This window comes from Corallococcus sp. CA047B (genome assembly GCF_003612065.1).
Lineage (GTDB): Bacteria > Myxococcota > Myxococcia > Myxococcales > Myxococcaceae > Corallococcus > Corallococcus praedator.
On record NZ_RAWD01000098.1, the window covers coordinates 17,094 to 28,713 of the forward strand.

Genomic DNA, 11,620 nt, shown 5'->3' on the forward strand with positions numbered 1-11,620 from the left:
TGTCCCGCGAGACGCAGATGGCGAAGCGGGGCCTGCCCGCCGCGTCCTTCGCCAGCGAGACGTGGTTGTGCACCCAGACGACGCTGGCGTCCGGCCGCAGGTAGCGCTTCTCCTCGCTGAAGGACTCGCCCGTCTCCAGCAGGTTCCGGAACAGGTGGGCGTGGCGCTCGCGGTCCTCCGGGTGCGTGAGCGACAGCAGGGTGCGGCCCAGCATGTCCTCGCGCGGGCGCCCCAGCAGGTCGCAGCAGCGCTGGTTCACCAGCTCCAGCGCGCCCGTGAGGTCCGTCTGGGAGATGCCCACGCTGGCCTGCTGGAAGAGCACGGCCAGACGCTCGCGGTCGAACGCGGGCGCGGTCGTCTCCGGCGTGGCCGGGGCCTCACCCGCGTCCAGGCCCGCGTCGCGCAGGCGGGCGCGCAGACGTTCGACCTCCGCCCTCAGGGCCTGTTCGGTGTCGGAAGGGGGAACACTCATGTCTGGGGGGCCGGGGCGGGGGACGACCGTCGGCGGCGGAACTGTGGCCCGGCTCCTCAGGGGTGGGCAACGGAGAATTCCAGGCGCTTCATTCCTCCGAAGTCGCGGCATCCTCCTGGGCGTCCGCGCCCGTACGCACCCGGATGAAGGCCCGGATGTGGGTCACGAGCACATCCCGCCGGTGGGCCAGGAAGCCAGGCGCGTCGCTCCGACGCAGGGCAGCCAGGGCTTCGGGCGACAGCGCATGGCTGGGGAATACGGCGGGAGGCAGGGCCCCGGTGCGCACCAGGCCCAGCAGCGTCATGCCCGGCGCGAGCACGGGGTGGAAGAGCTGGTTGGCCAGGGTGAGCAGCAGGGAGTCTCCCAGCCCGGGGGCCGTGGCCAGGCCCGGAGGGGACGTGGGGAACAGCGGCAGGAACGCGACCGCGCCCTGCGTCTCCAGCAGCGGGCCGGGCTCCAGGACGGCGCCGGTGAGCAGGTGCCGGGGACGCAGCGCCAAGAGCGCGTTGGCCTCCACCCGGTCCGCCACCGACGCGAGCCCCGCCATGCCGGGTTGCGAATAGCGCTCCCACCCGCGCGGGGACGGCGGGCCCACGCGCTCGAGCAGCGCGCGCACGGTGGCGTCCGCATCGTCGGTGAGCAGGGCCAGGCTCGCTCGCGCCTCATCGTCGGGAAACGAACGCTCGGTGTCGAAGAGGGCGCGCTGCCACAGCCAGTGGGACAGCCGCTCGCGCACGGCGGCCGGTGGTCGCGGGTGCAGGTGGAAGAAGCGGCACAGCAGGGGCAGCACGTCCGGCCGCGGCAGGAGGCTCAGGTGGGCAATGGCCGCGTCATGGCGGAGGAAATCGAAAGCATGACGGACCGCGCGCGCTGTCTGTCCTAATGCCTGCGTCCAGTCATCCTCCGCGCCAAACTCCTCACGAAAGTCCCGCGTGAAGTCCCTGCCGCTCACCGCGAGCAGCAGCGAAAGCAGCGCTTCATCCTCCAACCGACCGAAATCACGGGTGGCCAGGTGTTCTCCCAGGGCCTCCAGGCTCTGGCAGGATGCGTCGGGTTGCCAGGGAGGAGTGGGTGCCATGGGACTTCCTGCGTAGCGGAGACTTGAGAACACTCACATCGTTCGGGGGTCGCAATGCTCACTTCACGCCTTGACGATGCGAGGAATTTCTTTAAAGAATGCACGCACGTCCTCTTCTTCTTGGAAGATGGCGTATGTACCGGGCCTCGCGTTCCCCAACCGCGGAACCGGTGCGTGACGTCCCAGTTGAGCCCCGCGCGCCGCGTTCCCCCTCTCGGCGCGCGGTGGCCCCTGGGACTTCCGGCCTCCGCCTTCCTCTCAAGTACGTTCGAGGATTTGCGTGTCCACCTCTGGTTTCGTCCTGCCCGTCTCGCTGGCCCTGCGACTGCTGACCTCCGCGGCGCCCGCTTCCCAGTCCCCCGCCGCCGCGCCCCATGCGCCCCAGGTTCCGGGGGTGTCCTCCCCCGCGCCCGCGAAGCCCTCCGCGACGCCTGCCATCGCTGGCGGCAAGGGCCTGAGCGCCGCGCGGCAGGCCACGGCGGGACGGCTGATGGAGCCCGCGCTCAAGGAAGGCCATGCGTACGCGCGGCTGGCGGAGTTGACGGACGGCGTGGGCCCGCGCCTGTCGGGCTCCGAGTCCGCGGAGGCCGCGGTGCAGTGGGCCCTGCGCTCCTTCAAGGCAGATGGGGTGAAGGCGTGGAAGGAGCCGGTGAAGGTGCCGCGCTGGGTGCGCGGCGAGGAGCACGGTGAAATCGTCGCCTCCGAGCGCACCCGGGGCCTGCCGCTGTCGCTCCTGGCGTTGGGGGGCAGCGCGCCCACGCCGCCGGAGGGGCTCACCGCGGAGGTGGTGGAGGTGGGCTCGCTGGAGGAGCTGACGGCGCTGGGGGAGAGGGCGCGCGGGAAGATCGTCTTCTTCAACCACGCAATGGCGGAGGCGGCGGACTACGGCCGCTTCGCCGGGCTGAGGAGCCGGGGGCCGGCGGCGGCCGCGAAGCAGGGCGCGGTGGCCGCGCTGGTGCGCTCGCTGTCCACGGCGTCGCTGCGCACGCCGCACACGGGCGCCACGCGCTTCGACGAGGGCGACACGCGGCTGCCCGCGGCGGCGGTGTCGGTGGAGGACGCGCACACGCTGCACCGGATGCTCCAGGGCGGGGCGGTGAAGGTGCGTCTGGTGTTGGGGTGCTCGGAGCTGCCGGAGGCGGATTCGTCCAACGTGGTGGCGGAGATCCGGGGCCGGGAGAAGCCGGACGAGGTGGTGCTCCTGGGCGCGCACCTGGACTCGTGGGACGTGGGCACGGGCGCGCACGACGACGGCGCGGGCGTGGTGATGGTGATGGAGGCGGCGCGCCTCATCGCGAAGCTGCCCCAGGCGCCCCGGCGCACGGTGCGCGTGGTGCTGTTCATGAACGAGGAGAACGGCCTTCGCGGAGGCCGTGCGTACGCGCAGGCCCACGCGAAGGAATTGCCCAAGCACGTGGCCGCGCTGGAGATGGACTCGGGCGGTGGCCGGCCGCTGGGCGTCAGCCTGCACGCGGGCCCGGGGGGTGAGGACCTCCTGCGTCCGTGGCTTGCGCCGCTGGAAGGCGTGGACGCGGCCACGTTCATGGTGGGCCACGCGACGGGCGCGGACCTGAGCCCCATGGAGCCCGCGCACGTGCCCTTCGTGGGCGTGCGGGTGGACAGCAGCCGCTACTTCGACGTGCACCACTCCATGGCGGACACGCTGGACAAGGTGGATCCCCAGGAGCTGGCGCGCAGCACCGCCGCGGTGACGTGGGTGGCGTACGCGCTGGCGGAGGAGCCGGGCGTGCTCGCGCGGCCCACCGCGCCGGAGCCCGACGCTCCGCCCCCGGCGAAGAAGTAGCCGGGCTTTCTGGCTACTCCACCACGGCCTGCCGGGGAGCGCCGCGCCGCAGGGGCATCTCCGGCAGCAGCAGCGTGACGAACAGGGCCGCCAGCGCGACGAAGATGGCGAAGCGGTACACCGCCATCGTCGCGCGGGTGAAGGACTCCTTCAGCGCGCGCTCCAGCTGGTCCACGGTGGACAGCGCGCGGGCCTCGTTCGCATCCAGCTTCGCGTGGGCGCGGGCCTCGGCGGTGCCCTGCAGCACCTGGGAGGCCTGCCGCCGCTCCTCCGCGAAGCCCTGACGCAGCTTCGCCTTCACCTGCTCGGGATGGAACGGGCTGCCCGAGGGTGCGGCCTCGCCGCCCTGGCCTCCACCCAGGACTCCGCCCAGACCTCCGGACGACGAGGCCTGGAGCTCCTGGCGCACGTCCTGGGGCAGCCCCTGCGTGGCCCGCTCCGTGCGCGTCGTCAGCTCCCGGCCCAGCGTGCCCGCGAACACGGTGCCCAGCAGCGCCACGCCCACCGTCATGCCCAGCTGCCGGAAGAACGTGGTCGCGGACGTGGCCACGCCGATGCGCTGGGGCGGTACCGCGTTCTGCACGGCCACGGTGTACAGCGGGATGGACGGGCCCAGGCCCAGGCCCACGAACACCATCTTCACCGTCACCTCGGCCTGGCTGGAGTCGGGCGTCAGCGTGAAGGCCATGGTGGCGAAGCCCGCCATCAGGAACAGCAGCGAGCCCACCATCAGCGTCTTGTAGCGCCCCAGCCGCGACACCAGTTGTCCGGACAGCACGTTGCCGGCCACCACGCCCAGGGTCAGCGGCGTGAGCGTCAGCCCGGAGTGCGTCGCCGACAGCCCCACCACGTTCACCATGAACAGCGGCAGGAACGTGACGGACGCGAGGAACACCGCGCCAATGGTGAACACCGCCGCGTTGCCCGCGGAGAACGCGCGCAGGCGGAACAGGGACGGATCCAACAGCGGCTCCTTCGCGCGGCGCTCCCGCCAGATGAAGAGGCCGCCCGCCACCGCCGACAGCGCGAACAACCCGAGGATGGGCGCGGACCCCCACGCGAACCCGCCCGCGCGCGGCGCGGATGCCCCATGCCCCAGGCTGAGCGCGAGCAGCAGGGGCACCACCGCCAGGGCCAGCGCCACCGCGCCCGGGATGTCCAACCGGCCTCCGTGCAGGCCCTCGGGCTTGAGCGGCGGCATGCGCAGGAGGATGAGCGCCAGCGCGAGCGCGCCCACCGGCAGGTTGATGAAGAACACCCAGTGCCAGCCCAGCGCGTCGGTGATGAAGCCGCCGGCCAGCGGGCCAATCACGCTGGACAGGCCGAACACCGCGCCGAACAGACCCTGGTACTTGCCCCGGTCGCGCGGAGGGAACAGGTCCGCCACCACCGCCAGCGACCCGGTGAAGAGCGCCGCGCTGCCCAGGCCCTGCACCGCGCGGCAGAGGATGAGCACGAGCGTGGAGCGGGCCGCGCCGCACAGGAAGCTGCCGGTGAGGAACACGGCGATGCCCGCCACCAGCACCGCGCGCCGCCCCAGCAGGTCCGACAGCTTGCCCCACACCGGCACCATCATCGTGGAGGCCACCAGGTACGCGGTGGTGAGCCACGGGTAGTGCTCCGGCGCGATGCGCAGGTCCACCTGGATGGACGGGCCGGCGGTGGCGACGATGGTCTGGTCCAGCGCGGCCAGCAGCAGGCCCAGGAGCGCCCCCGCCAGGGTGAATGCCTTCTGCGAGCGGCTGAACCGTTCGGAGGCCGGGGCGGCGTCGGCGCGAAGTCCCGGGGCGGTGTCTGCGATGGTGTCTGCCATGTCAGGCGGGCCCACGCCCTCGCGCTGCCCGCGCGAAACCTGGGGACGTCGCAGGGACTTGGCCACGCTCCGGCTGCCCGGCTGCCCTCCTGGCGGCGGGACGGTCAAGTGCCCTCGAGGGCAGGCGTGCGGGTGGCGTCCAGCGGACAAGGGCCATTTCCGGGGCGCCGGGGAGCGGCTCTATCCTCCCGGACCTTTTCCTCTTCGGACGCGCCGGGCCGGTGGTCGTGTCTCCCCAAGGAAGTGATGCATGCGGATCCCTGGAGTGCTGGCCTGCGCCGTGGTGCTGTCGGTGGTGACGGGCTGCAGGGAAGACCCGAAACCCTCGCCGGACGCGGGCACGCCGGACGCGGGCGCGCCGGACGCGGGAATCGACGCGGGCTCCCCCGATGACGGCGGCATCCCCGATGCCGGAACCGCCGGGCCCACCCTCTCCGAAACGCCGCGCTGGCAGGTGGCGGGAGACGGCACGAACCCCAGGGAGTGCTTCGGCCGGGGCCTGGCGCTGGGCGACGTCAACGGCGATGGCCGCGTGGACCTGCTCGTGGGGTCCCCGCCGTGCAAGAGCACCGTGACGGACCCCGGCCGCGTGATGGTGTACGCGGGAGCGGCGCAAGACTTCTCGAAGGTGCCCGTCGCCGCGACGATGACGTGGGTGCACCCCAGCCCGCGAACGTCGGGCTACCTGATGGGGCTGTCCACGGGTGACATCGACGGGGATGCCTACGCGGACGTGGTCGTGAAGAGCTACTACGGCGTCAGCGTGTTCAAGGGCGGACCGGACCTGTCCCAGGTGTTCGCCCAGCCGCTGTTCCGCGTGCCGGACTCCTCCGCCACGCGCTTCAGCGCCGCCCTCCTGCGGGACCTGGACGGCGACGGGAGGGACGAACTGCTCGTCACCACCTTCTCCGGCAGCACCACCGTCTACCGCTCGACCCCCGGCGGGGCGGAGGGCGCCTTCACCAACGTGCGCGTGTTCTCCGGGTACCTGACGCCCGCGGGGGACACGGACGGGGACGGCGCCCAGGACCTGTTCGCGAGCCTCGTGGATGAGGAGAATGGCCAGGGGCTCTTCCTGGGCTGCAAGGCGGACAGCACGCGCGCCTGCACCGGGCCCCTCACCACCGCGCCGGTGTGGACGGGCACCGCGGAGTCCTTGAGGACGCTGCCGGACGTGAGCGGGGACGGCCGTCCGGAGCTGTTCGCATCCCTGCGCGGCAGCCTGCGCCTGCACCTGTCGGATGCGTCGGTCCAGGGGTATGCGTTCTTGCCCACGTGGCAGGTGATGGACGACGCGGCCTTCCCCATCCTGGGGGGCGCCACGTCCGTGGGCTCCATGGCGGAGGGGAGCACCGGCCACGACTTCGTCCTCACCGGGATAGGCCGCGCGTACCTCTTCCGTCCCACGGCCAACGTGTCCGGCTCCCTGGCGCCGGTGTGGGCGTGGCCTCGGGCCAACCGCCTCCTTCCCCAGACGATGCTGGGCTTCGTCAGCCCTGCCGTGGCCAGTCCTGGAGACCTGAACGCGGACGGGTATGACGACCTGGTGCTGGGGCTGCCGCAGGAGCAGGACGGCACCCGCGCCCCGGGCCGGGTGGTGATGTTCGGCGGTGGCGCGGTGCCGGACCTGGAGGAGCCCGCCCCCGCCATGGCCCCCACGAAGGTGTGCAACCTCCCGGTGGATCCGGTGAACGGCAAGCCGGACCTGACGGTGGACCGGGACGTGCTCGCGCGCACGCTGTACGTGGAGCGCCGCACCTTCGCGCAGGACTCGTGCGAGGTGCGTGAGGGCTGCGTGCCGGCGGGAGGCGAGCGGCGCCTCTTGCGCTTCAGCACCTCCATCATGAACATGGGCAGCGCGCCGGTGGTGGTGCCTTCACCGGAGGAGCGGCCGGACCTCTTCGTCTTCGACGAGTGCCACGGGCATGACCACCTGGTGAACTTCGCCGGCTACTCGCTGACCGACGCGTCCGGCACGGAGACCGCGGCGGGGCGCAAGCAGGGCTTCTACCTGGTGGACTTCACCCAGTACTGCGCGGATGGCAGCGCGTTCGCCTGGTACGACCCGGGCACCGGCATCTCCCCCGGCTGGTCGGACGTCTACACCGCGGACACCGCCTGCCAGTGGATGGACGTCACCGACACGCCGGATGGCGATTACACCGTGCGCGTGGGCGTGGATGAGAACCACATCATCGACGAGGCAGACACACTGCCCAATGAGGTCACCGTCAAGGTGCGCCTCTCCGGTGACACGGTGACCGTGCTGCCCTGAGCCGGGCGGGTGGGGCCGTGGTGCGCGCACGCTCGCGCGCCACGGCCATTTCCTGTCGCTGCGCCGGGGCATGGGTGCGGGAATACCCTTTGGCCAGACGTCTGGAGTTGAGAGCCATTGGGGCGGGGACCTGACCTATGCTGGAGGGGGCCCGTGGGTCTTGCGCGCTGGATGGCCGGCCGCGTCCTGGGCCCCGGGGGCATGACGAATGCGGATGCGAAGCACGCGGGTCTGCGCGGTGATGGTGTTGCTGTCCCTCACGGGCTGCAAGGACGACCCGAAGCCCCAGCCCGATGGGGGCAGCCCGGTGGAGCCCACCCTGTCGGAGACGCCGCGCTGGCAGGTGGAAGGCGACGGCCTGAACCCGAAGGAGTGCTTCGGCCGCACCGTGGCGCTGGGTGACCTCAACGGGGATGGGCGCAAGGACCTGCTGGTGACGTCCGGGCCCTGCTCCAGCACCGAGTCTCCAGGGCGCGTGGCGGTGTACGCGGGAGAGGAGCGCTACTTCTCCCAGGTGCCCATCACCACGACGATGACGTGGGTGCATCCCAGCCCGCGCACCTCCGGCGCCAAGCTCACCGCGACCACCGGCGACATCGACGGGGATGCGTACGCGGACGTGCTCGTGCTCTCCACCTTCGGCGTGAGCGTGTTCAAGGGCGGTCCGGACCTGTCCCAGGTCCTGGCCCAGCCGCTGTTCCGCGTGCCGGATTCCTCCACCCTCCGCTTCAACGGCGCGCACCTGCTGGACGTGGACGGGGACGGGAAGGACGACCTCATCGTCTCCACCCTCGACGGGCAACTCACCGTGTACCGCTCGACGCCAGGGGCCGCGGAGGGGCCCTTCGCCTCCGTGCTCACGCTGTCCGGCTCCGGCACCCCGAGACCCGCGGGCGACACGGATGGGGACGGCGCGCAGGACCTGGTGGTGACCCATGATGACTTCAAGGCGGAGCTCTTCCTGGGCTGCAAGGCGGACAGTGCGCGTGCGTGCACCGGGCCGCTGACGACGCAGCCGGTGTGGACGGGCAGGGCGGAGACCTTCCACGCCCTGCCCGACCTGAGCGGCGACGGCCGCCCGGAGGGCTTCATGCTCCTGGATGGCAGCCAGCGCCTGCACCTGTCCGACGCCTCGCTCCAGGGCTATTCCCCCACGCCCGCGTGGCAGGTGATGGACGACGCGGCCTTCTCGCTCTTCGGGCAGATCTACCTCTCGTTCAGCCAGGGCGTCGTCCCCGTGGGCTCCATGGCGGCGGGGAGCACGGGCCATGACTTCGTCGTCACCGCGCTGGGCCGCGTGTACCTCTTCCGCCCCACGGCGAACGTGTCCGGTCCGCTGGAGCCGGTGTGGGCGTGGCCTCGCGCCAACCGGCTCGACCCGCGCACGGCGCTGGGCAACACCTACCTGGGCGCGGCGGCCGCGGGCGACCTGGACGGGGACGGCCATGACGACCTGGTGGTGGGCCTGCCGCCGGACCTGGACGGCTCGCGCTTCCCGGGCCGGGTGGTGGTGTTCGGCGGTGGCGCGGTGCCGGACTCCACGGAGCCCGCGCCCGCGCTGGCGCCCACGAAGGCGTGCAACCTCGCGGTGGATCCGGTGAACGGCAGGCCGGACCTGACGGTGGACCGGGACGTGCTCGCGCGCACGCTGTACGTGGAGCGCCGCACCTTCGCGCAGGACTCGTGCGAGGTGCGCGAAGGCTGCGTGCCGGCGGGCGGCGAGCGGCGCCTGCTGCGCTTCACCACCTCCATCATGAACATGGGCAACGGCCCGCTGGTGGTGCCCTCGCCGGAGGAGCGGCCGGAGCTCTTCGTCTTCGACGAGTGCCACCAGCACCACCACCTGGTGAACTTCGCGGGCTACGACCTGCGCGACGCCTCGGGCACTTCCACCGCGGTGGGCCGCAAGCAGGGCTTCTACATGATTGACTACACCCAGTACTGCGCGGATGGCGTCCCGTACTCCTGGTACGACCCGGGAACGGGCATCTCCCCCGGCTGGTCGGACGTCTACACCTCCGACCTGCCCTGCCAGTGGCTGGACGTCACCGACACGCCGGACGGCGACTACACCGTGCGCGTGGGCGTGGATGAGAACCACATTGTCGTGAACGAGGACGACCGGCTGCCCAACGAGGTCACCGTCAAGGTGCGCCTCGCTGGCGACACGGTGACCGTGCTGCCCTGAGGCGATAAACCCGGGAAACCCGGGGCCTGAACCCCTCCGCGTGAAGGCCGCGTGCAATGGGCGGCCCTCCCGGGCGTAGAGTGCCTGACGCGGCCCGCCCGCCGGGGTTTCCCGGTGCGGTGGGCCGCGCGGCTTCCAGCGCGGTCAAAGGGGTGGTCCAGGTGAATTTCCGGGTCGACGTGTGGGAGGGGGCGCGCATCGCGCTGTCCTCGCTGCGCTCCAACCGGCTGCGCACGGTGCTCACCACGGTGGGCATTGGCGTGGGCGTGTGCACGCTCCTGGCCATCGTGGGCATCATCCAGGGGCTGAACAGTTCGTTCGCGGAGCAGTTGGGGAAGATTGGCTCCAACACCCTGCAGATCTCCAAGTTCCCCTGGGTGATGAACGGGGACTGGTGGGAGTACCGCAACCGCAAGGACCTGACGCTGGACCTGGTGCCCGCCATCCGGGGCGCGTCCGAGCACGTGGTGGCGGTGGCGCCCATGTACTTCGAGAACGCGGAGGTGTCGTTCCAGGAGCGCAAGCTCAACTCCGTGCAGACCATGGGCACGAGCCCCGACTACACCCTGACCTCCTCCGTGGAGATGGCGTCAGGGCGCTTCCTCACCGACGCGGACGTGGACAACCGCTCCGCGGTGGCGGTGATTGGCTCGGAGGTGCAGAAGGTGCTCTTTCCGGGCATCAACCCCGTGGGCCACCGCGTCCTGGTGGACAAGCGGCCCTACCGCATCATCGGCACCATCGTGGAGCGCGGCACGGTGCTGGGGCAGAACGTGGACATGGTGGTGATGCTGCCGTACCCCTCGTTCATGGGGCAGTTCGGCAACAAGCGCTCGCCGCACCTGGTGCTCGCGGTGGACGCGCAGGAGAGCATCCCCGTCGTGCAGGACCGGCTCACGGAGACGCTGCGCCGCGAGCGCAGCACCAAGCCCGGCGCGCCGGACGACTTCGCCATCAACCGGCCGGATCAACTGGCCGGCATCTACAACCAGCTCACCGGCGCGCTCTACGGCGCGGCGACGGGCGTGGGGCTCATCACCCTGCTGGTGGGCGGCATCGGCATCATGAACATCATGCTGGTGTCGGTGCGCGAGCGGACGCGGGAGATTGGCGTCCGGCGGGCGCTGGGCGCGCGCAAGCACACCATCATCCTCCAGTTCCTGATGGAGGCGGCCAGCGTGTCCGCGGTGGGCGGCGCGCTGGGCACCGCGGTGGGCATGGGGCTCGCGTGGCTGGTGAACTACCTGACGCCGCTGGCGGCCCGGGTGGATCCGGTGACGGTGGCGGCGGGGGTGGGCTTCTCCGCCGTGGTGGGGTTGCTGTTCGGCATCTGGCCGGCGGCGCGCGCGGCGAACCTGGATCCGGTGGAAGCACTCCGCCACGACTGACGCAGCAAGGAGACACCGGCGATGTGGATGGCATTCTGGGACACGGTGCGGCTGGCGTTCGGCACGTTCCGCTCCAACCCGCTGCGCTCGTTCCTGACGCTGCTGGGCATCGTCATTGGCGTCACCACGGTGGTGGCGATGATGTCGCTCATCGAGGGCCTGAAGAACCAGGTGAACAACCAGCTGTCGGACCTGGGCGCCAACTGCTTCCAGGTGCAGCGGCTGCCCTTCGGCCAGGGAGACCTGTCGGCGGCGCAGCTGGCGCGCCGGCCGCGCTTCACCTACGCGGACCTGGACGCCATCCGCTTGCAGCCCTCCATCGAGGTCGCGGCGGCGGAGGACTCCAAGGGCGGCCAGAAGGCGTCCACGTCGGAGCGGGAGTCGCGCGCCAACGTGAACGTGTGGGCGGGCACGCCGGGGTACTTCCAGACGAACGCGGTGAGCATCGCCACCGGGCGGCCCTTCACGGACGCGGAGACGGTGGACGGGCGGCGGGTGGCGGTGATTGGCGCGGACCTGGCGGACACGCTGTATCCGGGCATGGACCCCCTGGGGCGTGAGTTCCGCATCCTGGGGCGCACCTTCCAGGTGGTGGGCACGCT

General features: G+C 71.6%; 7 protein-coding genes and 1 pseudogene. 5 read left to right on the forward strand and 3 right to left on the reverse strand.

The window, feature by feature from the left end:
- Positions 1 to 28: 28 nt before the first annotated feature.
- Both D7X74_RS44240 and D7X74_RS17205 read right to left on the reverse strand, forming a co-directional pair.
- A pseudogene (locus D7X74_RS44240) lies at positions 29 to 583 on the reverse strand (PAS domain-containing protein); the annotation flags it as partial.
- Positions 561 to 1,550, reverse strand: coding sequence for a hypothetical protein (locus D7X74_RS17205; RefSeq protein WP_147446592.1), 990 nt, complete (start codon positions 1,548 to 1,550; stop codon positions 561 to 563). The gene D7X74_RS17205 and the pseudogene D7X74_RS44240, both read right to left, overlap by 23 nt.
- Before the next feature lie 280 nt (positions 1,551 to 1,830).
- Between D7X74_RS17205 and D7X74_RS17210 the strand changes: the two genes are divergently transcribed.
- Entirely contained in the window at positions 1,831 to 3,354 is a 1,524-nt protein-coding gene (locus D7X74_RS17210) for a M20/M25/M40 family metallo-hydrolase (protein WP_120534058.1), read from the forward strand.
- A gap of 13 nt (positions 3,355 to 3,367) precedes the next feature.
- On the opposite strand, the gene D7X74_RS17215 is transcribed toward D7X74_RS17210, so the two are convergent.
- The gene (locus D7X74_RS17215; RefSeq protein ID WP_120534062.1) at positions 3,368 to 5,167 is read right to left on the reverse strand and encodes an MDR family MFS transporter; all 1,800 of its coding nucleotides are present in this window, start codon (positions 5,165 to 5,167) and stop codon (positions 3,368 to 3,370) included.
- Between the two features lie 250 nt (positions 5,168 to 5,417).
- Here D7X74_RS17215 and D7X74_RS17220 point away from each other — a divergent pair, with 250 nt between their 5' ends.
- The 4 genes from D7X74_RS17220 to D7X74_RS17235 all read left to right on the forward strand — a co-directional run.
- On the forward strand, positions 5,418 to 7,442 hold the full coding sequence (locus D7X74_RS17220) for a lysyl oxidase family protein (RefSeq protein WP_120534059.1): 2,025 nt from the start codon (positions 5,418 to 5,420) through the stop codon (positions 7,440 to 7,442).
- A 214-nt stretch (positions 7,443 to 7,656) separates the two neighbouring features.
- A complete protein-coding gene (locus tag D7X74_RS17225; protein WP_233602137.1) occupies positions 7,657 to 9,630 on the forward strand; it encodes a lysyl oxidase family protein in 1,974 nt (657 codons plus the stop codon).
- A 161-nt stretch (positions 9,631 to 9,791) separates the two neighbouring features.
- Positions 9,792 to 11,018, forward strand: a complete 1,227-nt coding sequence (locus D7X74_RS17230) for an ABC transporter permease (protein ID WP_120534063.1) — start codon at positions 9,792 to 9,794, stop codon at positions 11,016 to 11,018.
- Between the two features lie 27 nt (positions 11,019 to 11,045).
- On the forward strand, positions 11,046 to 11,620 hold a 575-nt coding region (locus tag D7X74_RS17235), incomplete at its 3' end, for an ABC transporter permease (RefSeq protein ID WP_199741842.1).

Bases quoted from the DNA above. Each gene is read 5' to 3' on its own strand.
- D7X74_RS17225 (WP_233602137.1), top strand. From the start codon at position 7,657: ATGCGAAGCACGCGGGTCTGCGCGGTGATGGTGTTGCTGTCCCTCACG.
- D7X74_RS17220 (WP_120534059.1), top strand. From the start codon at position 5,418: ATGCGGATCCCTGGAGTGCTGGCCTGCGCCGTGGTGCTGTCGGTGGTG.
- D7X74_RS17205 (WP_147446592.1), bottom strand. From the start codon at position 1,550: ATGGCACCCACTCCTCCCTGGCAACCCGACGCATCCTGCCAGAGCCTG.
- D7X74_RS17215 (WP_120534062.1), bottom strand. From the start codon at position 5,167: ATGGCAGACACCATCGCAGACACCGCCCCGGGACTTCGCGCCGACGCC.